Annotated in this window: 20 protein-coding genes and 1 pseudogene; 12 read left to right on the top strand and 9 right to left on the bottom strand. The window is 68.2% G+C overall.

The window, feature by feature from the left end:
* Nucleotides 1–12 precede the first annotated feature (12 nt).
* Both IPM43_12605 and IPM43_12600 read right to left on the bottom strand, forming a co-directional pair.
* The gene (locus tag IPM43_12605) at nt 13–354 is read right to left on the bottom strand and encodes a type II toxin-antitoxin system PemK/MazF family toxin (protein ID QQS24238.1); all 342 of its coding nucleotides are present in this window, start codon (nt 352–354) and stop codon (nt 13–15) included.
* Nucleotides 338–544 (bottom strand): hypothetical protein, encoded by a 207-nt coding sequence (locus IPM43_12600; GenBank protein ID QQS26457.1) that lies wholly within the window; start codon nt 542–544, stop codon nt 338–340. Before IPM43_12600 ends, IPM43_12605 begins: the two co-directional genes overlap by 17 nt.
* Nucleotides 545–634: 90 nt before the next feature.
* Here IPM43_12600 and IPM43_12595 point away from each other — a divergent pair, with 90 nt between their 5' ends.
* Entirely contained in the window at nt 635–1,030 is a 396-nt protein-coding gene (locus tag IPM43_12595; GenBank protein QQS24237.1) for a hypothetical protein, read from the top strand.
* Nucleotides 1,031–1,039: 9 nt separating this feature from the next.
* Here the strand turns inward: IPM43_12595 and IPM43_12590 are convergent, their stop codons facing one another.
* Nucleotides 1,040–3,964: an AAA family ATPase gene (locus tag IPM43_12590; protein ID QQS24236.1), complete on the bottom strand. Its 2,925-nt coding sequence runs from the start codon at nt 3,962–3,964 to the stop codon at nt 1,040–1,042.
* Nucleotides 3,965–4,133: 169 nt separating this feature from the next.
* Here IPM43_12590 and IPM43_12585 point away from each other — a divergent pair, with 169 nt between their 5' ends.
* The 5 genes and pseudogenes from IPM43_12585 (at nt 4,134) to IPM43_12565 (ending at nt 7,872) form a co-directional block, all read left to right on the top strand.
* Nucleotides 4,134–4,697 (top strand): OsmC family protein, encoded by a 564-nt coding sequence (locus tag IPM43_12585; protein ID QQS24235.1) that lies wholly within the window; start codon nt 4,134–4,136, stop codon nt 4,695–4,697.
* Nucleotides 4,697–5,548, top strand: coding sequence for a methyltransferase domain-containing protein (locus tag IPM43_12580; GenBank protein ID QQS24234.1), 852 nt, complete (start codon nt 4,697–4,699; stop codon nt 5,546–5,548). Before IPM43_12585 ends, IPM43_12580 begins: the two co-directional genes overlap by 1 nt.
* Entirely contained in the window at nt 5,545–6,105 is a 561-nt protein-coding gene (locus tag IPM43_12575; GenBank protein QQS24233.1) for an OsmC family protein, read from the top strand. The genes IPM43_12580 and IPM43_12575 overlap by 4 nt, the downstream gene beginning before the upstream one ends.
* 15 nt (nt 6,106–6,120) lie before the next feature.
* On the top strand, nt 6,121–7,374 hold the full coding sequence (locus IPM43_12570; protein QQS24232.1) for an NAD(P)-binding domain-containing protein: 1,254 nt from the start codon (nt 6,121–6,123) through the stop codon (nt 7,372–7,374).
* A 36-nt stretch (nt 7,375–7,410) separates the two neighbouring features.
* A pseudogene (locus IPM43_12565) lies at nt 7,411–7,872 on the top strand (SAM-dependent methyltransferase).
* Nucleotides 7,873–8,429: 557 nt separating this feature from the next.
* On the opposite strand, the gene IPM43_12560 reads toward IPM43_12565, so the two are convergent.
* Nucleotides 8,430–8,726 carry a UBP-type zinc finger domain-containing protein gene (locus IPM43_12560; GenBank protein QQS24231.1) on the bottom strand — a complete coding sequence of 99 codons (297 nt, stop codon included), beginning with the start codon at nt 8,724–8,726 and terminating at the stop codon, nt 8,430–8,432.
* Entirely contained in the window at nt 8,719–9,657 is a 939-nt protein-coding gene (locus tag IPM43_12555) for a hypothetical protein (protein QQS24230.1), read from the bottom strand. The genes IPM43_12560 and IPM43_12555 overlap by 8 nt, the downstream gene beginning before the upstream one ends.
* Nucleotides 9,658–9,836: 179 nt before the next feature.
* Here IPM43_12555 and IPM43_12550 point away from each other — a divergent pair, with 179 nt between their 5' ends.
* The 5 genes from IPM43_12550 to IPM43_12530 all read left to right on the top strand — a co-directional run bounded on the left by IPM43_12550 (nt 9,837) and on the right by IPM43_12530 (nt 12,815).
* Complete coding sequence (locus IPM43_12550; protein QQS24229.1) at nt 9,837–10,295, top strand: VOC family protein; 459 nt, start codon at nt 9,837–9,839, stop codon at nt 10,293–10,295.
* A 50-nt stretch (nt 10,296–10,345) separates the two neighbouring features.
* Entirely contained in the window at nt 10,346–11,425 is a 1,080-nt protein-coding gene (gene arsB, locus IPM43_12545; protein ID QQS24228.1) for an ACR3 family arsenite efflux transporter, read from the top strand.
* A 79-nt stretch (nt 11,426–11,504) separates the two neighbouring features.
* On the top strand, nt 11,505–12,002 hold the full coding sequence (locus IPM43_12540) for a DUF2703 domain-containing protein (protein QQS24227.1): 498 nt from the start codon (nt 11,505–11,507) through the stop codon (nt 12,000–12,002).
* 91 nt (nt 12,003–12,093) lie between these two features.
* Nucleotides 12,094–12,378, top strand: coding sequence for a type II toxin-antitoxin system prevent-host-death family antitoxin (locus IPM43_12535; GenBank protein ID QQS24226.1), 285 nt, complete (start codon nt 12,094–12,096; stop codon nt 12,376–12,378).
* Nucleotides 12,375–12,815, top strand: coding sequence for a type II toxin-antitoxin system VapC family toxin (locus tag IPM43_12530; protein ID QQS24225.1), 441 nt, complete (start codon nt 12,375–12,377; stop codon nt 12,813–12,815). The genes IPM43_12535 and IPM43_12530 overlap by 4 nt, the downstream gene beginning before the upstream one ends.
* A 49-nt stretch (nt 12,816–12,864) precedes the next feature.
* On the opposite strand, the gene IPM43_12525 is transcribed toward IPM43_12530, so the two are convergent.
* Entirely contained in the window at nt 12,865–13,677 is an 813-nt protein-coding gene (locus IPM43_12525) for a class I SAM-dependent methyltransferase (protein QQS24224.1), read from the bottom strand.
* Nucleotides 13,678–13,954: 277 nt separating this feature from the next.
* Between IPM43_12525 and IPM43_12520 the strand changes: the two genes are divergently transcribed.
* The gene (locus tag IPM43_12520) at nt 13,955–14,410 is read left to right on the top strand and encodes a GNAT family N-acetyltransferase (GenBank protein QQS24223.1); all 456 of its coding nucleotides are present in this window, start codon (nt 13,955–13,957) and stop codon (nt 14,408–14,410) included.
* A 42-nt stretch (nt 14,411–14,452) separates the two neighbouring features.
* Here IPM43_12520 and IPM43_12515 read toward each other — a convergent pair whose 3' ends face one another.
* From IPM43_12515 to IPM43_12505, 3 genes are all read right to left on the bottom strand, one after another.
* Complete coding sequence (locus IPM43_12515; protein ID QQS24222.1) at nt 14,453–15,664, bottom strand: hypothetical protein; 1,212 nt, start codon at nt 15,662–15,664, stop codon at nt 14,453–14,455.
* Nucleotides 15,631–17,967 carry an ATP-dependent helicase gene (locus IPM43_12510; GenBank protein QQS24221.1) on the bottom strand — a complete coding sequence of 779 codons (2,337 nt, stop codon included), beginning with the start codon at nt 17,965–17,967 and terminating at the stop codon, nt 15,631–15,633. Before IPM43_12510 ends, IPM43_12515 begins: the two co-directional genes overlap by 34 nt.
* A 92-nt stretch (nt 17,968–18,059) precedes the next feature.
* Complete coding sequence (locus IPM43_12505) at nt 18,060–21,365, bottom strand: DUF499 domain-containing protein (GenBank protein QQS24220.1); 3,306 nt, start codon at nt 21,363–21,365, stop codon at nt 18,060–18,062.
* Nucleotides 21,366–21,368: the final 3 nt, after the last annotated feature.

Below are 21,368 nucleotides of genomic sequence, written 5' to 3'. Positions count from 1 at the left end.
CCGGCGCACCATTCAGGGAAGGTCGAGCAGCACGGCGATCGTCTCACGGATCTGCGCGAGAGCTGTGCCGCCGACGTTGCCACGGACGTCGAGGATGCGCCGGGGTGACACCGACCGGACGTGCTGACACTGCGCGGCCGACTCGACGGTCAGGCCGTTTCCCTCGTCGGGCACGAGGACGATCTCGGAGTGGAACTGCCGGATCGTGGATCTCAGCGGAACCACGTGGACCACCGACGGCGACGCGTCGAGGATGCGCTGGGCGGTCACGACGACAGCTGGGTGCCGGAAGCCCGCCTCGCGGCTTTCGGGCACACCGAGATCTAGGTCGACGACATCACCCGAGCTCGGCATCGAGCCAGGCCGCTTCGTCGTCGCGTAGCGGCGACTGGAGGTCGACGCCGATTCGCTCCTGCCGAAGAGCACGCACCGCCAGCGTCACCGTGTTGCCCACGGTCGTGTCCAGCTCAGCGGCGAGCCGCTTCAGCTCCTCGTGAGTCGATCCGTCGATTCGCACACTCGTGCTGTGCATGCGAATCAGCATACACCGACCACGGACGGTGGCCTGGGCGGGGGTGGGCAAGAATGCCGACATGCACATCGTCGGCCATCCATTCACGCCGGATCGGTGACCGTGGGCACGAGCCATGGCTTCACCCGACTCACCGCCATCTCGGTGCTGCTGGCGATGGTGCTCGCCGGCTGCGGAGACGACAGCAACGACCCGTCGGACACGACCTCGTCGACCACCGGGGAGCCGATCACGGTGCAGCAGCTCGTCGAGCGGTCGGCCGACACGCCGATCGCGGTTCGGGGACTCCTGATCGACGACGGCGGCGGCCCCCGGTTCTGCGATGCGATCCTCGAGAGCTACCCACCCCAGTGCGGCGAACCGTCGGTCGAGCTGGCCGACATCGACGTGGCGTCGGTGGAAGGTGCCACCACCGACCAGGGCGTGTCGTGGAAGGAGGCCGCGGTGCTCACCGTGCAGCGTGCCCCCGACGGCGTCTTCGTCGTCCTCTCCATGTAGTCACTGCGGTCAGCGCTTGTGGCGGCGGAATATCGCGGCCGCCTCGATCCGGTTCGCCGCTCCGAGCTTGCGCAGGATGTTCGACACGTGGACGCTCGCCGTCTTCCTGCTCACGAAGAGCTGCTCGCCGATCTCTCCGTTGGAACGGCCGTCGGCGACCAGGCGCAGCACCTCCAGCTCGCGCGCCGTCAGCCCGAACGGCAGCTCGGTGCCGACTTCTTCATGCTGGGCGTCGTCGCTGGGCAGCACCAGCCGCGCCCGCCGGGCGAGATCTGTCGCCTCGTGCAGCAGCGGTTGGGCGCCTAAACGTTCGGCGGTTCGGATCGACTCGCCGAGGAGCGCCGCGGCGGTGGCACGGTCGCCGGCGACACGGCCTCCGGTGGTGGTCAGCAAGGCGTCGGCAGCGCGGTAGCGCGCGTCGGCGGCGAAGAAGGGGCAGGCGAGCCCGTCCCAGCGCGACGCCAGGTCCGACCACGACACGGGCGAGGGTTCGCGGCGGGCGGCCGCGAGCTCGGCGCGAGCCTGGTCGAGCCAGGCGTGCAGCACCGGTGGTGCCGACACATAGTGGTCGTCGGCCGTTCGCTGCACGTGGTCGATCCAGCCCTGCACCGCCTCCACCGCCCGCTGGTGATCCGGAGCGGACAACGGAGGCACGAGGTGGCGCGCCGCGACGGCGACGAGACGCGCGGTCCACGATGCTTCGGTTGCCTCGATGGCGTGCACCCACTGGTCGACCACGTCGATCGACACCGGTGGCGCCTCGCCGGCCGCCGCCACCTCGATCAGCCCGGCACCGAGCTGAGCCAGGTCTCCGGCGTAGTAGCCCGACGACTGCAGCTCGAAGCCGCGGAGGTATCCGCGGGCGGCCGAGGAGTAGTCGCCGCGGTTGACCTCGATCTGCTGCCAACCGACGAGCGCCGAGGCCCAGCGGTGGACGCTCTCGGCGCCGTGGCGGCGGGTGATGTCGTCGACCACCCGTTCGGCGTGCTCCCATCGCCCCAGGGGCTCCAGCGCCTGGAGCCCGTTGCCCTGGGTGAGCAAGCCATGCAGCGCCATCAGGCCGTGCCGCTCGGCGATGCCCACACCGCGCTCGCACACCTCGGCGCACTCCGCATACCGGCCCATGAACACGAGCGCGTTCGTGAGGTTCACGGCGATCTTGGCGGCGATGTCACCCACATCGTGGCTCAACGCGAGGTCCCACGACGCGTACACCTCCGCAAGCGCGTGCTCGTCACCGAACACAGCGGCTTCGTACACCAGCGTCGAGCGCGCATCGGCCTCCACGCCGGCATCTCCCAGCAGGCGGCCCGCGTTGGCCGCTCGGCGAAGCAGCACGGCAGCCTCGCCCACCTCACCCCGGAGACGCAGACGGTTGGCACGCCGGATCTCCATCCGAGCCCGCTCGACCGACGGAGGGTCGACCGGGAGCACCGCGAGCGCCCGGTCGATCACGTCGTCGAGACCCGGCGCACTGGCGTTCCACATGTACTGGGCGAGCTCGTAGAGGATCGCCCCTTCGTCGTAGGGATCGTCGCCCTGCGCAGCCGCATCTGCGGCCATCCGGGCGAGCTCGACCGCTTGGTCGAAGTCCCGCGACTTGTCGGCGGCGCGCGCGGCGCGGCGCAGCAGCTGCTTGTGTGAGCACGACGTGATCTCGGCGGCCCGCTCGACGCGGTGCCAGATGTCGAGCGCCCGGCGGTAGCACTCGCTCGCCTCCGCCATCGCTCCGATCGCCTCGGCCGACTCGGCGGCCGCCATCGATGCCCGCAACGCCTCGTCGAGCTGCACCGCGGCGTGCCGCAGGCGGGCGATCTCGCCGAGCCGTCGTGGTTGATGTCGATCGAGCGCGTCCGCCGCCCGGGCGAACAGCGCCGTGCGCTCCCCCGGCAGCAACTCGTCGAGGAACACCTCCCGCACGAGGTCGTGCCGGAACCGCAAGCCCGATGGCGTGTCGACGAGGAAGCGCTCCCGGAACAGCTCGTCGAGTGCCGTGAGGTAGCGCTCGTCGTCGAGGTCGAGCGTGGAACGCAGCACGGCCGCGTCGATCGGTGCGGCCAGCGTCGAGGCGGCTTGCAGGCAGCGGGCGGCGTCGGCGCCGAGCGCCTGGCTGCGGGCCAGCACCACGTGGCGCAAGCCGGCGGACAACCCCGCGCCGCCGGCTCCGGCCGCCAGGATCTCCTCGGCGTAGAAGGGGTTGCCGCCACAGCGGCGCGACAGCTCACGACCGGCAGCTTCGGTCACCTGGTCGCCAACGATCGCCCGCGCCAACTCGGTGACCTCGCTCTCGGGGAGAGGGGTGAGGTCGATGCGCTCACAGCGGACGCTGCGCTCGATCTCGGCGAGAAGCGGAAGCAGAGGATGGCGGCGGTGCAGCTCGTCGTTGCGGTAGGTGGCGACCAGCAACACCCTTTCGAGCCCACGCGCCCGCAGCAACGACACGAGGAGCTCGCGCGTCGTCTGGTCTGCCCAGTGCAGGTCCTCGATGGCGACCGCGAGCGGCTGACGTTCCGACACGTCGCGCAGCAGCGTCCGCACCTGCCCGTCGAGGAGCGCCGGACGCTGCGACAGCGCCGTCGTCTCCCCGGCGCGCGCTCCGCTCACGAGTGGAGCGAGCTCCGGGTCGACCGAGACCCCTAGGGAGGCGGCGATCGGCACCAGCTCGGCCAGGATCTCGGCGACTGCGTTCAGCGGCCGCACCTCACCTCCGTGCTCGAGGCAACGGCCGAGCACCGCCAGCACGCCTCGCCCTCGCGCGTCTTCGAGCACTTCCTCGAGCAGGCGGCTCTTGCCGATGCCGGCCTCGCCGGTGATGAGCAGGAGCGGAGTGCGTCGCGCAGGGTCGCTGGCCAGCAGGGCGTCGACCGTCAACCGGCCCACTCTCATCTCCTCGCCCCGCCCGACGAGCCTGTCGCTCGAGACACGCCTGGCCATCACTCGCATCATCGCAGCGGATCGTGCCGACCGACAGGCCCGACCTGCATCGGGCGCCGTACCTCAGATGATCCGTGAGGTACCTCAGATCCCGATCTGAGGCAGTTGCAGGGCGGCGACGCGGCGTGAGCCCGATGACGCAGTGCTCGCGTGCCTTCACCATCGGCCCATGACCGATCACATCACCGAGCCGCCGGTCGCACCCGGCCGTGACGACGACACAAGCCGCATCAACGGCGCGCTCGTCCGGCTGGAGTCGGCGCTCGCATCGAGACCCGGCTTCGGTCGCGCCACCCAGTCGTCGGAGACGACGCTCGTCGACGGGGTGCGGTGCCGCAGCGAGGAGCACGGGTTCGCCGTGGACTGCGACCTGCCCGCCGGCCTCGGCGGCACCGGCACCGGTCCCTCACCGAGTGTGCTCATGCGGGCGGCGCTGGGCAGCTGTCTGGCGATGGGTTACCTGCTGCGCGCCGCCCGGCGAGGCGTCGCCGTGCAGTCGATCCGGGTCGTCGTCGAGACCGACTCCGCTGTCGCCGGCATGCTCCGCACCGACGCCGCCGAGCCGGCGGGGTTCCTGGCCGTCCGCTACCACGTCGAGATCGCCTCCGACGCTCCTCGTGAGGACGTCGTCGCGCTCGTCGACGAGGCCGACCGGCTGAGCCCGATGCTCGACGCGGTCAGTCGCGCCAACCACCCCGTCCGGTCGCTCTCGATCGTGGAAGGCACCCGCTGATGGACGCCCGGCAGCAACGCGTGATCCAGCGTCGAGGGTGGGACCGGGCCTCGGCCTGCTACGAGCAGTACTGGCAGCGCCAGCTTCGTCCCGCCCAGGACGCCTTGCTGGAGGACGTGTCGCTCGCCCCGGGCGACGACGTGATCGACGTCGCCTGCGGAAGCGGCGCGCTGACCATGGCGATCGCGACAGCCGTGGGTCCGGCAGGCCGCGTGCTGGCGACCGACCTCTCACCGAAGATGGCCGCCGCCACCGAGGCGCGTGCCGTCGCCGCCGGAGCCCACAACGTGGAGGCTTCCTGCGGTGACGCCGAGGATCTCGACGTCGACAGCCAGTTCGACGTGGGCCTCTGCTCGCTCGGCTTGATGTACCTCGCGAACCCCTCGGCCGCCGTCGCCGCTCTGCACCGAGCAGTGCGCCCCGGTGGGCGCGTCGGGGTCTCGGTGTGGGGCGAGCGGTCCCGGTGCGGGTGGGCCGGCCTGTTCGGCATCGTCGACGCTCGCGTCACGAGCGACGTATGCCCTCGCTTCTTCGCCCTCGGCGGACCGGGCGTGCTGTCGGGCCTCCTCGAGCGGGCCGGGTTCGTCGACGTCAACGAGACCCGACTCGACGTGCCGCTCGACTACCGCGACCACGCCGAAGCACTGGGCGCGGCGTTCCTCGGCGGACCAGTGGCACTCGCCTACGGCATGTTCGACCCCACCACTCGCCAGCAGGTGTCCGACGAGTACCTGGAGTCGATCGCCGCGTTCCGCTGTCGCGACGGCAGCTACCGCGTTCCCGGCGAGTTCGTCGTCGCCTCAGGGCGACGGATCTCCAACACCAACACCAACCAAAGGAGCAACACATGACCATCACCGACCGTCCCGTCGACAACGGCGTGAACACCGCCGCACTGCTCGGCGCCCGCACCGCGCTGACCGAGGCGCCAGAGGCTGCCGCCTTCAACTGGCGAGCGACGTGCTCGTGGGTGCACGGCACGCACAGCACCTCGATCGTCGACGGCTTCTCCGGCCTCGGCCAGGACATGCAGCACCGCACGCAGTACCGGTTCGAGGTCGACCACCCCGAGTGCTTTGCCTCCCAGGATCTGGGCGCGACGCCCGTCGAGTACGTGCTCGTGGGGCTGGCCGGCTGCCTCACGGCGGGTGTCGCGGCGGTCGCCCAGCACCGCGAGATCCAGCTGCGATCGGTCACGGCCACGATCGAGGGCAGCATGAACGTGCTCGGCATCCTGGGTGCCGACCCCGCCGTCCGCAACGGCTTCGACGACGTCCGCGTCCGGTTCGAGATCGGCGCCGACGCCCCGCGCCCCGAGATCGAGGCGATCGTTGCCCAGTCGCAGAAGCGGTCCGCGGTGTTCGACATCGTCACGAACCCGACCAACGTGACCGTCACGGTCGCCTGACCACCACTGGCCGAAGTGCACGCGACCGTCGTCGTCATCGGTGCCGGGCACTCCGGCCTAGCCGTGAGTCGCCGCCTCACCGAACGCTCGATCGACCACGTGGTCCTCGAGCGTGGTGAGGTGGCGAACTCGTGGCGCACCGAGCGCTGGGACTCGCTGCGACTGCTCACGCCGAACTGGCTGACCCGGCTGCCCGGGAAGCCCTACGCCGGCAGCCAGCCCGACGGGTTCATGAGCTCCCGCGAGGTGGCGGCGTTCGTCGACGAGTACGCCGGCGAGATCGTCGCTCCCGTGCACACGTCGACGGCGGTCACCCGCGTGCGGTTGGACGCGGGCGGGTTCGAGGTGTCGACCGACCGCGACCGGTGGACGTGCGCCGCCGTCGTGATCGCCACCGGGCCGTGCAGCGTGGCGAGCGTGCCGGCATCGGCGGCGACCGTGCCACCCTCGGTCTGCGTGCACACGGCGATGAGCTACCGCTCGCCCGATTGGCTACCCGACGCCGGGGTGCTCGTCGTCGGCGCGTCGGCTACGGGTGTGCAGCTCGCCGACGAGATCCGTCGGTCCGGACGACCCGTGACGCTCGCCGCCGGCGAACACGTGCGCCTGCCGCGCACCTACCGAGGGCGCGACATCTTCTGGTGGACCGACACCGGCGGCATCCTCGACGAGCGCCACGACGAGGTCGACGATCTCGTGCGCGCCCGGCACCTGCCGTCGCCGCAGCTGATCGGTTCGCCCGAGCGGCGCTCGCTCGACGTCAACGCGCTCGTCCAGCAGGGCGTTGCGGTTGTAGGCAGGTTCGCCGGCGTCGTGGACGGCGTCGCTCGGTTCTCCGGGGCGTTGGCCAACACGTGCGCGCTGGCCGATCTGAAGATGGACCGTCTGCTCGACCGGCTCGACGAGTGGGCACGCCGCACCGGCGCCGACGTCGGCCCGCCGGAGCGCTTCCGCCCCACGGAGGTAGGGAGGCCGGCGCTCGAGATCGACCTGGCCCGGGCCGGCATCGGCACCGTCGTCTTCGCCACCGGGTACCGGCCCGACTACCCGTGGCTCGACCTCCCGGTGCTCGACCGCCGTGGGCGGATCGTGCACGACGGCGGCGCGGTCACCGCCGCGCCCGGCTGCTTCGTGGTCGGCCTCAACCTCCTCCGCCGCCGCCGCTCGAGCTACATCAACGGGGCCGACGCCGACAGCGCCGACATCGCCTCGATGCTCCACCGCCACCTCGACACTGCCGCGAAGTCGTACCCGTCGCGCGCAAACTGAGCGCACGTCGGCGGTCGGGCACGCGACACTGACGTCGTGGAGATCGCGATGACCCCCATCGGTGTGGTTCGCAACGAGCGGGCGGGGGCGGTGGACGACGACTGGGACCGCGTCGACAGCCGCATCGAGCTCGATCCCGCCGTGCTCGGCCCCGATGCCACGCGCGACCTGCGGTCGTTCTCGCACGTCGAGGTGGTGTTCGTCTTCGACCGCGTGAATCCCGACGGCGTCGAGCGCAACGCTCGCCACCCTCGCGGCAACCCGTCGTGGCCGGAGGTCGGCATCCTCGCCCAGCGAGCCAAGGATCGCCCGAACCGGATCGGGACCACGGTGTGCGAGCTGATGGCCGTGCGTCCCAACGGCGTGGTGGAGGTACGCGGCCTCGACGCCATCGACGGCACCCCCGTGCTCGACATCAAGCCCTACATCGCCGAGTTCGCCCCACGCGGCGACGTCGTGCAACCGGCGTGGGCCTCAGAGCTGATGACCAGCTATTGGCGAGCCGGCGACGACGCCCACCCGACGCCCGACGCGGAAGCCTGGCTAACCGAAGTGCGCCGCTCCCCAGCCGACCACGGTCGCCTCGAGCTGATCGTGCGGCGGCCGAAGGCGAACGAGCGCGAGGTGCTCGACGTCGGCGAGCTCGACGTGGAGAAGGGCCTGCTCGGCGACAACTGGCTCGTACGGGGCAGTTCCAGCGCGAAGGACGGCAAGGCCGATCCCGAGGCCCAGCTCAACATCATGAACATGCGCTGCGCCCGTCTGGTCGCCGGAGTCGACGAGCGCGTGCCGCTCGCCGGCGACCAGCTCTTCGTCGATCTCGACCTGTCGCCGGACAACCTGCCGGCCGGCACGCGGCTCCAGATCGGCACGGCGGTCATCGAGGTGACGGCCAAGCCCCACACCGGCTGCTCCAAGTTCACGAAGCGCTTCGGCCTCGCCGCGCATCGGTGGATCAACGGCAAGGTCGGCAGAGGCGAGCGGCTGCGCGGGATCTGCGCCAAGGTCGTGCTCCCCGGCACCATCTGCCAGGGCGACGAGATCGTGAAGCTGGTTCAGGGGTGCGATGGCGACGGAGGTGCGTCGTCGATCTCGAAGAACAGTTCGTCGGGGTAGCACCACCACCAGTTCTCGCCCGGTTCGTATGAGCGGATCAGCGGGTGGTCCGGGTGGTCGTGCCAGTGGGCGGTGGCGTGCCGGTTCGGCGAGTTGTCGCAGCAGCCGACGTGCCCGCAGGCCATGCACAGCCGGAGGTGGACCCATCGGCCGCCGATGCGCTCACAGTCCTCGCACCCGCTGCTGGATGGGGAGACGTCGGTGATGGTGTCGAGGTGGGTGCAGGTGTCAGCCATGGAGATCAGTTCCATTCGGTCGGTCGAGCGCTATCCGGTCCCAGGCTGCGGTCGTGGCCGCGGCGTCGTAGGTGGACTGCAGGAAGGCGAGCAGGGTCGCGTCGGGGTCATCGGCGGTCCGCACGAGCTCGTAGGGCAGGATGAACTCGGCGAGATCATCGTCCCAACGCGCACCGGCTGGTTCGACGACGGTGTCGCGGTAGCCGGGGGGCTCGGGGTACGCGTAGGCGTAGAAGATGCCTTCCTCGCCGGGTGGTCCGGGCCAGTAGCCACAGCTGCTGACCTCGTGCGAGTAGGCCTCCCACATCACGTGGGGTCCGCAGTTCGGCACGCCGCCCGGATGCGCTGGCGCGGTGCGGCCGGAGAAGCGGGTGTACGCGAGGTCGAGCGCTCCCCAGAACAGGTGCACAGGGCTGGCCTTGCCGACGAACCGCCTCCGGAACGCGGCGAACACCCGCTGCATGTCGACCAGCGCGAGCCAGAAGCGGTGCACGGCGTCGGGGTCGTAGCGGACGTGGGTGCGGTCGTCGGCGAACGGGATCGCGTCGGCGATCTCGACCGGCACCGGCCAGATCGGTGTCGCCAGCCCGAGCTCGTCGAGCATCGACATCACCGCCTGGTAGAAGTCGGCTACCGGTCGATCCTCGAGCGGCAGTGACCGTCGGCCGCCGTCGACGGTCACGATGTCGAGACGGTGGGCGCAGAAGTCGAAGTCGATCTGGAACGCGGGCCCGGTCGGGTGCGGCATCAGCGACGTGGTGAGACCGGTGGCGCTCACGTACAGGGTCGTGTTCCACCAGTGATTGAGGAGTGGTTCGTCGGCGAGGCGGATCTTGCCGACGACCTGGGTGTACAGGTGAAGGGTGTCTCGGGTGTCCTGCCAACCGGCGACTGGGATCGAAGGCCATCGCGGCGAGTCACGTTCGGTCATCGGATCCTCCCATCGCTGGGCGATCGTGTCGTCGAAGTGCCCTGGAGTCGCGAACGACCCGAAGGCTCGACCAGATCACACACGCAAGCAAGACCTTCTCACATTCATATTGACAGATGTCGATCTAGGGGTAGGATCGTCTCATCGACGAACGTCAATCTATCAACCAGGAGCACCCCATGTCCCGAGTCCAGCTTGCCCTCAACGTGAACGACCTCGACAGCGCGATCGAGTTCTACTCGAAGCTGTTCGCCACCGAACCCGCCAAGATCCGCGATGGCTATGCCAACTTCGCCATCGTCGAGCCGCCGCTCAAGCTGGTCCTCATCCAGAACCCTGGCCAGGGCGGCACCCTCAACCACCTCGGCGTCGAGGTGGAGAGCACCGATCTCGTCACCGCCGCCACCACCCGTCTGCGTGGCGAGGGGCTTGTCACCGATGTCGAGGAGAACACCACGTGTTGCTTCGCGGTGCAGGACAAGGTGTGGGTCCACGGCCCCGACGCCGAGCCGTGGGAGGTCTACACCGTGCTCGCGGACGCCCCCGTGATGCACGATGTCCCGGACGTCGCCGGCGGCACCACGTGCTGCAGCTCGACCCGGGTCGAGGTGCCCGCTGCTGCGTCGAGCTGCTGCTGACCCCGAGTGGACTTCCAGCCCGGCGACGTCACGTTCCACCCGAACCGACCATGACCCACACCGACCAGACCACTGAACCCACCGCCGCGACCCCCGGTCGGCTCTCCACGCTCGACCGCCTGTTGCCGCTGTGGATCGGGCTCGCCATGGTCGCCGGCCTCGCGCTCGGCCGGATCTTCCCCGACCTCGACGACGCCCTCGACGAGATCAAGATCGACACCGTCAGCCTCCCGATCGCGCTCGGGCTGCTGCTGATGATGTACCCGGTGCTCGCCAAGGTGAAGTACTCGCGCATCGGTCACGTCGTCGCCGACCGCCGATCGCTCACCCTGTCCCTCGTGCTGAACTGGATCGTCGGCCCGGCGGTCATGTTCACCCTCGCGTGGTTGATGCTGCCCGACCTGGCGGAGTATCGGACCGGGCTGATCATCGTGGGGCTCGCCCGCTGCATCGCCATGGTGCTCGTCTGGAACGACCTCGCGTGCGGCAACCGCGAGCTCGCCGCCGTGCTCGTGGCGATCAATTCCATCTTCCAGATCGTGGCGTTCTCGATCCTCGGCTGGTTCTACCTGGAACTCCTCCCGGACTGGCTCGGCCTCGACAGCGACGGCATCGACATCACCGTCTGGGAGATCGCGAAGAGCGTGCTGATCTTCCTCGGCATCCCGCTCCTCGCCGGGTTCCTCACCCGCACCTTCGGCGAGCGAGCCAAAGGCACCGAGTGGTACGAAGAGCGATTCATCCCACGTATCGCACCCGTCGCCCTCTACGGGCTGTTGTTCACCATCGTCATCCTCTTCGCACTCCAGGGCGAACGGATCACCGACCAACCCCTCGACGTCGCCCGCATCGCCCTCCCACTGCTCGCCTACTTCGCGATCATGTGGTTCGGCGCCTTCGCTCTTGGCCTTCGCCTCCGCATGCCCTACGACCGCAACGCGTCGATCGCATTCACCGCAGCCGGCAACAACTTCGAGCTCGCGATCGCCGTCGCGATCAGCGTCTTCGGCATATCTAGCGGCCAGGCTCTCGCCGGGGTCGTCGGACCGCTCATCGAAGTCCCCGTGCTGGTCGGCCTCGTGTACGTCTCGCTCGCCGCCCGTCGCCGTTACTACCCGCACGAGGGCTGACACGTGATCAAGACGAAGGGGCGCGCGACGGGCCCTCGGCCTCTTGTCACCCACTAGGTCAGGCGCGCATGCTCATGTCATGCGCGCGACAGACTGCCAGGATGTCGAGCCGGCCGATGCCGAGCCGGCCGAATGCGGATGCGGATGCGAACCAGGTTGCAGTGACGCAAGTCGGGATGACGCGGCTGGCCGCCTGCTGCCGATCGAGTGGCAGCGGCTGGTCAGCGACGGCACGACATGCCCTCGCTGCGCAGGAACCGCCGACGAAGTGGCACGCGCAGTCATGCTTCTCTCCGAGGTGCTGCGTCCATTGGGGATCCAGCCGTCACTGGAAACGTTCGAGATCGACCGAGCGGCCTTCGACGCCGCTCCCGGCGAGTCGAATCGGATTCTCATCGCAGGCAAGCCGCTGGAGGAGTGGATCGGCGCGACGTCAGGCGCGAGTGCGTGTTGCTCGGTCTGCGGCACCAGCCCATGTCGGACCGTCGAACTGGAAGGCAACACTTTCGAGATCATCCCGGCGACCTTGATCGTCAAGGCCGGGCTCGTCGCAGCGGCCGCGCTACCGGACCGATGACTGCGGCAGGAAAGGCCTCCACCCTCGACCGCGCAGGGTTGATTCGCACCCACCGCTGACCACGCTGCGGCACGTAGCTACACTCGCCGACATGAAGGTAGCTACATCAACACGGATCGAGGTCGGGGTTCGCGATCTCAAGAACAACCTCAGTCGCTACCTCGATCAGGTCGAGGCAGGCATCGAAGTCGTCGTGACCGACCGCGGTCGACCCATCGCCCGACTCAACGGCATCGCCGAAAAGCCGACAGACAAGCTCGCGGCGTTGATCGAGGCCGGTCTGGTTCGACCGCCGACGTCGAGAGTGCGCCAGCGTCCGGTGCCCCTGCGTGCATCTGGCTCGGTCAGCGAATTGGTGGCCGAGCAACGCCAGTGATCACCTACATCGACACGTCCACGCTCATCAAGTTGCTCATCGACGAGGTCGGCACACCGGAGGCCGCTGCGATCTGGGACGAGCCCGACGTCCTCGTCACGGTCAGGGTTGCGCACGTCGAGGCTCGTGCCGCGCTCGCTGCTGCACGACGACAGCGTCGGATCACCGCCGCTGTGTTGCGCAGCGCAGTAGCGGGTCTGGAGGTGCTGTGGTCGCAGTTGTCCGTGGTCGAGGTCGACGAAGATCTGATGCGACTGGCCGGCGATCTGGCCACGACACACAGCTTGCGCGGCTACGACGCCGTGCATCTCGCGGCGGCGCACCTCGTCGGTGCCGACGTGTTAAGTAGCGCCGATCGTCGCCTGTGCGAAATAGCGAGTTCAACGGGCTTCCACGTCGCCAATCCCGTCGATGCAGCCCGCCCCGGATCGAAGTAGGGCCGCCGGCCTCACGACGGGCCTGGGTGAATGGTGCGATCGTGCGCTCTCAGGCTGGGGCAGTCGCGACGAAGACGTGGAACCGGTCAAGCGCGGTCGGTGCGCCGCCGTGGTAGCCGCCGAGCACACGCACATCGGTGAAGCCGACCATGCCGAGCAGCGTCACGATCCCGCTCGATGAGTACACATTCGCGACGAGGGCATGGGTCTCATGCGCCATGAGCTCATCTCCCTGCCACTGCCACGCCTGCAGTTCGCGGGTCACCGAACCCTCGACCACATCGACGGCAGTGATCCGGTGACGCAGCGCGTAGGAGAACCCATCGGGTCCGAGTCGTCGGGCATTGCTCAGTGGAGGCGTGTCATCGACCGGCCGCGGTCGCCACCGTCGCCACCGATCGTCGTCGAACTCGACGACCTCGTAGTCGAGGACGAGCAGGCCGCCGGGCTGCAGGTGGGCGCGAAGACGTCGCAGGCCCTCCGCGTCGTCGGCGCGGGTGCCACCGAGCCCGAACGCCCCACAGTTGACAATCGAGCGATACCGGCGAGGCAGATCGAGACGATGGGTCGGCTGCACGTATAGGACGGGCTCGCATCCCGCGGCCCGGGCAGCGACCCGGCAGGCCTCGATCATGTCGGCCGACGCATCGACTCCGTCGACATCGAGGCCTTCGGCAGCCCACGGCACGAGCAGCCGCCCACTCCCGCACCCGACGTCGAGCGTCGGCTGACGGGATACGACGAAGGTTCGGAAGAACTCGATCTCGGGTCCGTCGAGGTTGAAGTTGGCCCACCAGCGGGCAACCAGACCGTGATGCCAGGTCGTCGCCGCGAGCGGATCTCGCTTCTGATCGTCGTGCATGTCGATGGCGACCGTCGATCTGGTCAGCGCTGCGGCGCTCTGACGATGATGAGGATGACCCGCGACAAAGTAGCCAACGATGTCGTCGACATAGCCGACGTTGTCGGACGGGGCGACCCTGAACCAGGGTCACGGCGTCAGAGGAGTCGGGCGAGGCGGCGAGGCGTACGAGTGAGTCGGCGGCGAGGCTGGCGCCATCTCCGCGCAGGATGTTCGCCTCTGCGTATGCACCACGTCCTCACCGGGTCGATCGTCTCGCGGCCGGCAGACTCGCGCAGTGGACCACGGACCTCTGACCGACGGCGTAGTGACATTGCGGCCGTCAACGCCCGAAGACGCCCCGTTGATCATCGCCGGTCGTGACACGGCGTTCCGCCGCTTCATCGGTGAGGGATCCGCCGTCCCGAACCCCGAGTTCTGCATCGTCGTCGACGGATCGGTGGTCGGCTGGGTCGATCACGATCGCGACGATGACCGGTGGTGGCTGGCGCCCGAGGAGGTGAACATCGGCTATCACGTCTTCCCGGCGTACCGCGGCCGCCGCTACGCGACCCGAGCGGTCCGCCTCATGCTCGCCCACCTCGAGGACGACACCGACTACAGCGTGGCGACGCTGCTGATCCACCACGACAACGCGCCGTCGCTCGCCATCGCGGAGCGGAACGGCTTCGAGCGCGCTGACGACGTGGAGGGCCGGGCCTTCTGGAGGCGACGGGTGGCCGAGGATCGCTGAGCCCGCACTGACCGACTGAGCGAGTCGCGTCCGCGTCAGGAATCACCCGGAAGACTTGCGCGGATCGACGTCGCGCATCTTCAGAAGAAGAGCGCCGAGTTCCTCGAGTTCGTGGGCGACAGAGCTGAGTGTGATGGTGCCCGGCAATTGGATTCGGGCACCAAACATGCATTCACCGGTGATTTTCGTCTGAGCGTCACCAAAGCCCACACCCAGGTAGCGAGGTCCGCCCAAGGCCACCATTGCCGCGTGAAGGTCCCTGTCCACCCCACGCGGCCGCGCCGGATTGGTCACCCAGTCAGATCTGGCAACCGACATCGCCTCCCTCCATAGCTGCGCCAGGTAGCTCCAGTCGAAATCCGCTGACGTAGACACCCCACGTTGAAGAAGGCCAACCCACGCCGACGGACCGATCGGTGGACGGTCGGAAGACGCATACTTCGGGATGGACCGCACTCCCATCCGTTCCTCCATTTCCGCCTGGAGTACGTAACCATCGACTGGCGCGTCGACTCGCAATCCGACCACTGAACTCGCACCAGCGCTCGACGAGACCAGCAGCTTGCGCAAAGGCGGACCGACCGTCAGGTTCGAGTAGACCCACGAGACTCGAGCTCTCATCGCGTTCACGAAGCCCTCGCCGTCACGAAGCTGATTCCACACCGTCGCTGCGCCAACCGCGGGAAGCTGGGCTTCGATGTGATTCAGCCATGCTCGTGCGGTATCAGCGACCCACAGACTCGCTGATTGCGCATAACCCGTGAGAAGTGCCTCCCAGGTGACCGTGCGCCACCGTGGCCGGTCAGCAGTGTCAACGACCAGACTCTGTGGGAACACGATCGCGAAGATGTCAACGGTCGGGGCCGACTCCTCATAGCGAGCAAGCTGTCGCCCACCGAGCCCGCTGAGTACCTTCACCTCGATGACGGCCGCCGCGTGACCATCGACCTCTAGCACGATGTCATGTCGATCGGTAATGCTTGCCTTCACTTCGCGCCGAACTGACACGAGCGTTGGATCCACCTCGAGCGCGAGTGCGGCCAACATCGGCGCCGGGTCGGTGGCGATGAGAACAGCCAGCATGTCGGACCATCGGTTCTCTGACTGCAACGGCAACGCGTGCCCGATGGCTATCCCCACTCCTCGAGCATGCACCACAACCTCGCGCTCGACGACACAATGTCGACCCGAGACACGCTCGTGGGCGGCTTCCGGCAACGTCACGCGCTGGGTGGGCTCGAAGGTGGAGGGCATGGGCCGGGTGGTTGGCCCGAAGGTGGAGGCCATGGGCTGGGTGGGCTCGAAGGTGGAGGCAATGGGCTGGGGGCTGGCGTCGTACTGAGGCCAAGGCGGCGGCGCTCCCATTCGAGGATCGCGGCTTCGGCGTAGGCTTCGTCCACGACGCGTTCGACGTCGGCGAGATCGGACACGTCGATGGCGGTGTAGCTGGCGTCCTTGATCGCGCTGTCGCGGACGTACTGCTCGATGAGGTCTTGCTTGCCGGCCAACACCTCCAGCATTCGCTGATCGACCGTCTCCTCGAGCAGCAGGCGGTGGACCTGCACGCGTCGCACCTGTCCCATCCGATGGCAGCGGGCGATGGCTTGCGCCTCGACGGTCGGCTTCCACTGGGGTTCACAGAGCACGACCACAGACGCCGCCTGGATGTTGAGCCCCACGCCTCCAGCTTCGATCTGGGCGACGAGCGCGGCGCCACCGTCGTAATGAGTGAGGTCGTCGACCATTCGCTGTCGCTCCGGCGGCGAGACGCTTCCGTTGAGCGGCCCGAACACGGCGCCTGGCAGCGCTAGCGAGAGCGCTCGCGCGACCGTGTCGAGCACGTCACGGAAGTACGAGAAGACGAGGAGCTTCAGACCCTCTGCCGCGGCCTCCTCGGCGATGTCGACAAGGCGGGCGAGCTTCGCTGAGCTGTCGATGTCGGAGAGGGAGTAGAGCTGCTCGGCGTCGACGCTGGCGTATGCGGCGCGCCTCATGGACATGAACGAGCCCGATGCGACTGCGCTGCGGTACGCGACGGCATCCTCGGTGGTGCTGTCCGACCAGTCGAGTGATTGGATCAAGTCGGGAAGTTCGGCGAGCACATCGAGTTGGTTGCGGCGAAGGTAGGCAGGCGCCACCGCTGCTTGGAATGCCAATGGTCCGGCGAGTGCTGTGGTAGCCGTGATCCGCTCCGCCACGTCCGGCTGAAGTTGGCGGACGAGCGCCTGGAACTCCGTGACGCAGTTCTCCATCGGTGTGCCCGTGAGGAACAGCACTCGTTCGGTGACCGCTCCCCACTGCGCGACAGCGCGGGAGCGGAGGGCAGCGGGGTTCTTGACGTAGTGGGCTTCGTCAACGATCAGCATTGCCAACTTGCGTTCGGCGGGGAGGTCGGACGGGTCAAGTCGGCGCAGCCCGTCGAAGGTGGTGATCGCGACGCCACCGTGTCGTTGCCACATCCGCTGGCCCGAGCTGCGATCTGGACCGTGTATGACGTGCGTGGAGAGCTTGGTATGGCGATGCGCCTCGCTTCTCCAGTTCGACACGACGCCCGCCGGGCAGACCACAAGCGCGGTGTCTTCTCCCCCGGCGCGGAGATGGCACAGCGCAGCTAGCGCTTCGACGGTCTTGCCGAGGCCCATCTCGTCGCCGAGGATCGTCCGGCGTTGCACCAGCGCATACTTCGCTCCGAACGCCTGGTACCCGCGCAGGCTGGCCTTGAGCAGAGATAGGTCAAGAGTCATGGCTTCGACCTTCTCCACGATCTCGGCTGGGAGGAAGCCACGGGTCGCCGGGTCATCGTGTGTGCCGGTGACTTCGGCGAGCACGCCGAGCAGTTGTGCGGCATTCGCCTCGTAGTCCCGCCAGACCTCGGCCGACGGTCGAGTCCCACCGACTGCGGCTGCCGTGACTGCCATCAGTTGGTCAAGGCTGCGCGCGTCGTGATGGCTGAGGAGCGCGTCCAGCCGGGTCACGGCGTCCAACGCGGCGCTCTTGGTGTTGGGGCTCAGGAACAGCCGACCTGCCCAGGACTTCGTCGCAGGCTGCGCCGCCTGCGGAAGCCACCCAACCGCATCGCGCACTCGCTGAATCGCCGGCCCGGCGTCGTCGGCGGCTCGCCGACAAGTGTCGTACGCACGAAGGAGAGCCAACAGTTCGGTCTGCGCGGTCGCACGGTGGTCAACGTTGAATCGGATGACGGTTGTCTCTTCGGTAACCGCGAGAACCTGGCGTGCCGCAGCGATGACTCGACGCGCCGTCTCGTCGCCGACGCCAGGGATCGACGTGAGCCGGGATGCATCGGCGAAGGCGATCGCGCCGACGGTGGTGAAGCCGGCGCGCTCGATCGGCTCCAGCCGAAGGCCCTTTGTCGTCTCCTTCAGACGGGATACCGGCACTGCGTTCATCTGCTCGATCGCAGCCGCCCGGCGGATTTCGGTTGCCTTCGCCCGTGCTGCAAGTAGCACGCGCTGCGGTTGCGCTTCGAACCCGCGCAGCGCGCCCTCGAACCTGTGGTAGCGAGCGAGAGTCGCCTTGGGTTGGACCGCTGGTGTCATCGTGCGTTCCCTAGAACGTCCGGACCCTGAACGGCCGAGCAGAGATCTGACACAGGCCGCTGGCACCTACGAATAGGGCAGCGTTCGCGAACTCAATCGCGCTCGAAACCATGCGAGTCAACCTTCAGCGTTCGAGCGTTCTCGCTGACTGTCCGAATGACGCTGTCGATGAAGCCGTCTTCGTTGCGGGCGTGGATCTCGACAGTGACTTCGACGTCGGTGCCGAGCTGCGCCGCGAGGTTGGTGATGATCTCACTCGCGATCTTGCCGAAGTCTCGTTGGTAGCGCTCGGGATCGAGCCTGGCCACCGCGTAGAAGCGGCGGAAGGCAGTGTCCGGTACGTCGGGCGGCTGAGGTGGAAGCGGGTCTGTTCCGCCCGGCGTCGAGTCGGTACCGCCAGGCTGAACAGTGGGCGGCGGTCGTTGTCCGTCGATCTGCGCCCTCGCCAGCTCGGGCTGGACGACCAACGATGTGCCGACGACGGGCACGGGCTCCGCGCCGGTCACGAGTCCGGCGTACCGACCGTTGGAGTCACGTGCCTCAGCGACTGCGAACCCGTGCTGTTCCCACGTGAGCGACGCCGGCCCGCGCGCGACCGTGTCGAGGAGTACGTCGATGCGTTGAAGACGAGGCAGATAGGGATAGCGGGCGAACACGTCCCAGAGCGTGTTGGCCTGGACGTGACCGTCCTTCCAGAGCGAGGCAAGCGTCCCACCGGGCGAGAGCAGACCGCGGAGGAGCTCGGGTGAGTAGGCGAGGCCGAGCGAGCCCGCGTTCACCAGCTTCCGAGCAGCCCGCACCGCAAGCCCACCTTGGCCGTCGGCCTTGATCGCTTCCCATTCGATCGGTCCGGTGGGCTCAGGCTGATGAGGCACGAGGAGCCAGTGGTACGTCTCGCCGAGCCGCAGCTCGACAGCGCGTTCGGCGTCGCGCTTCTTCTGGTCTGCCTGGTTCCGCTGGAAAGCGTCGAGGCCGAGATCCTCCCAGCGCCCGTGGATGTCGCTCCAGGCGAGCAGCTCGGCAACGCCGCGCTCGAGCTCGTCGAGGCGCTTCACGTCCGGGGCGAGGAACACGAGCATGTTGCGGAACTGGCGATCGCCACTGCCGCGCTGCTCGAGCAGCGTCTTCGCCGCCGTCATCGCCGCAGATGCGGAGTCCCGGTTGGCGTGCGGCGCAGTCGGTGGCAGCACGACGAGCCGGCATTCGGGATCGTCGGGCACCTCCGCCGGTGAGGCGGGGCAGACATGGACAGCGACGAAGTCGCCGCGGTCGCGCCGTGCCGGTTCGAGGCCGTCACGGATGTGGACGTGTACCTCGTCCAGCCGGGTCGAAAGGAGCTGATCGACCAGATCACGTGCCCGTCGTGCCACGGAAGCTTGTGTCCCGTACCAGTACCGAGCACCCTCGACGTACAGGAACGACGAGCGGTCGGTGAGCCGGTTGAGCGCGTCGCCATAGGTGGCGACCGCCTCTCCGGGCAGCGTGCAGGCGAGCTTGACGCGCTGTAGCTCGACACCGCGGTTGGCCGACGACGAACCCTTCGGCGCAGTCGCCAGGAACACCGCCCGTGCTGCTCGTCGAGCAGCGCCGTAGCGGCCAAGGTTCGGGAAGTCGGTGTCGACCTTGCGTGGTACCGAGGATGCACCATCGATGTCGGTGTCGAGGATCGGCTGCCACGCATGATCGAGGTTGCGGATCAGCTCGGTCTGCACCGCCGGATCGTCGAGGGGCACGTTCGCGGGCAGGATCAACGGCGACTGGTCCCCCGCCGTCCACAGCGCCGAGATCACCGCGGCCATGAGACGCAACACGCCGCGGGTGCGCTGGAAGCCCTCGAGCGTCGACCAGTCCTCGTACAGACGAGCGAACAGCTCCGGGTGGATCGGGTACGCGGCCTTGATCCGCTCGACGTAGCCCGGTTCACGCACCTCGGCCGGGAACTCCGCCGACTGCGTCCGGTACATCTCCCCGAACGTGCGAGCGGTGGCGTCACGGAACTTCACCCCGTCCGTCGCCAACGGCTGGAACAGCCGTCGACGCACGATCTCGAAGCTCTCCTCCGCCGAAGCCGGTCGCCACGCCGCCTCGGTCCGCCCGATCACATTGCCCAGCCGACGCGCCGACTCCTGGCCGGCGTAACCGCCGACCTCGGCCTCGGACCCGATCGGCGTCACTCCGGGTCGGGCAGGGTCATCGGACACGGGCAGCGAGATGACCAGCAAGGTGCCGGGCACTGCGATCACTGCGTCCGCGAGGGTCTGGGCGAACGAGAACTGCGTCTCGAACAAGCCACCGGGGAGCAGCTCCTGGGTTTCGAACAGCTGGCGCGCGTAGGCGACCCATTCGTCGATGAGCACCAGGCATGGACCGCACAGCGTGAACACGTCCTGCATCGCCTTGCCGGGGTTCGTGCCGGTCCGGTCGGCCTCGGCGACGAGTTCGAACGCTGCCTCGCCACCGAGCTGCCAGGCGATCTCACCCCACAACGTGTTGACGACCGTGCCATCTGGCTTGGTCTCCGGCTGCCCCGGCGACAGCTCGGTACCGACCAGCACCGCCCGCTGCACCGACGGGAGCTCCGTCACTCCGGCCCCGGCGAGCAATTCCTGGAGCTCCTGCGGGAACTCCGTCACCTTCAACCCTGAGCACAGGTGGTAGAGCGCGATTAACGAGTGCGTCTTGCCGCCGCCGAAGTTGGTCTGCAGATCCACCACCGGTGCGCCGCCCTGGCCCGTCAACCGCTGCGCCGCCTGAGTGAGCATCTGGCGGAGACCCGCCGTCAGATAGGTGCGGCGGTAGAACTCGACAGGGTCGGTGTACTCGGCCAGCCCCTTGCCCGCCGCCACCTGGTACAGGTTCGCGGCGAACTCGGCGACGTTGTACTTCCCCCTGGCGACGTCGTCATGTGGCTGCACAACCTCGCGCCACGGCTGCAGCCCCGCCACAGGCTCACCGAACAACGACTCTGCCTTCGGTGTCACCTTCTTCGTCTCCGCCTCCAGCCGGGCACGCATCAGCTCGGTCTTGGCTGTGCCGACCTCCGTCGCCTCCGGGGCGTCGATCAGCACGAGGAACTCCTCGATCCGATCCAACGCCTTGTACGCGGCATCCACGCTGAACGACTGATTGTGAGCGAAGTCGTTGCGCGCGGCGCGAACGAGGTCGAGCAGGCTGCGACCCTTCGACCCGATCTCTGCCTTGAAGACGTCCTGGTAGCTGTCGAACACCACCGTGATCAGCGCCGACGGATCGGAGTCGAGGTTCTGTCCCGCGTAGGCCGCCTTCCAGTTGCCGCCGGCCGGCGACTTGCGGGACATCTTTCGGTCGACCCAGATCGCCATTGCAGGGCCGAGCAGCTCGAGCGCCCGTCCAACTCGTTCCCGGTTGCTTGCCGCCATCAG

The sequence above is a fragment of the Actinomycetota bacterium genome (assembly GCA_016700055.1).
Taxonomy (GTDB): Bacteria; Actinomycetota; Acidimicrobiia; order Acidimicrobiales; family Ilumatobacteraceae; genus Kalu-18.
The sequence above is the reverse complement of the archived record's forward strand: the minus strand, read 5'-3'. Positions and strand labels throughout refer to the sequence as shown.

Bases quoted from the DNA above. Each gene is read 5' to 3' on its own strand.
- IPM43_12585 (QQS24235.1), top strand. From the start codon at position 4,134: ATGACCGATCACATCACCGAGCCGCCGGTCGCACCCGGCCGTGACGAC.
- IPM43_12575 (QQS24233.1), top strand. From the start codon at position 5,545: ATGACCATCACCGACCGTCCCGTCGACAACGGCGTGAACACCGCCGCA.
- IPM43_12560 (QQS24231.1), bottom strand. From the start codon at position 8,726: ATGGCTGACACCTGCACCCACCTCGACACCATCACCGACGTCTCCCCA.
- IPM43_12550 (QQS24229.1), top strand. From the start codon at position 9,837: ATGTCCCGAGTCCAGCTTGCCCTCAACGTGAACGACCTCGACAGCGCG.
- IPM43_12600 (QQS26457.1), bottom strand. From the start codon at position 544: ATGCTGATTCGCATGCACAGCACGAGTGTGCGAATCGACGGATCGACT.
- IPM43_12535 (QQS24226.1), top strand. From the start codon at position 12,094: ATGAAGGTAGCTACATCAACACGGATCGAGGTCGGGGTTCGCGATCTC.
- arsB (QQS24228.1), top strand. From the start codon at position 10,346: ATGACCCACACCGACCAGACCACTGAACCCACCGCCGCGACCCCCGGT.
- IPM43_12580 (QQS24234.1), top strand. From the start codon at position 4,697: ATGGACGCCCGGCAGCAACGCGTGATCCAGCGTCGAGGGTGGGACCGG.
- IPM43_12605 (QQS24238.1), bottom strand. From the start codon at position 354: ATGCCGAGCTCGGGTGATGTCGTCGACCTAGATCTCGGTGTGCCCGAA.
- IPM43_12515 (QQS24222.1), bottom strand. From the start codon at position 15,664: ATGCCCTCCACCTTCGAGCCCACCCAGCGCGTGACGTTGCCGGAAGCC.
- IPM43_12540 (QQS24227.1), top strand. From the start codon at position 11,505: ATGCGCGCGACAGACTGCCAGGATGTCGAGCCGGCCGATGCCGAGCCG.
- IPM43_12510 (QQS24221.1), bottom strand. From the start codon at position 17,967: ATGACACCAGCGGTCCAACCCAAGGCGACTCTCGCTCGCTACCACAGG.
- IPM43_12555 (QQS24230.1), bottom strand. From the start codon at position 9,657: ATGACCGAACGTGACTCGCCGCGATGGCCTTCGATCCCAGTCGCCGGT.
- IPM43_12590 (QQS24236.1), bottom strand. From the start codon at position 3,964: ATGGCCAGGCGTGTCTCGAGCGACAGGCTCGTCGGGCGGGGCGAGGAG.
- IPM43_12525 (QQS24224.1), bottom strand. From the start codon at position 13,677: ATGCACGACGATCAGAAGCGAGATCCGCTCGCGGCGACGACCTGGCAT.
- IPM43_12505 (QQS24220.1), bottom strand. From the start codon at position 21,365: ATGGCGGCAAGCAACCGGGAACGAGTTGGACGGGCGCTCGAGCTGCTC.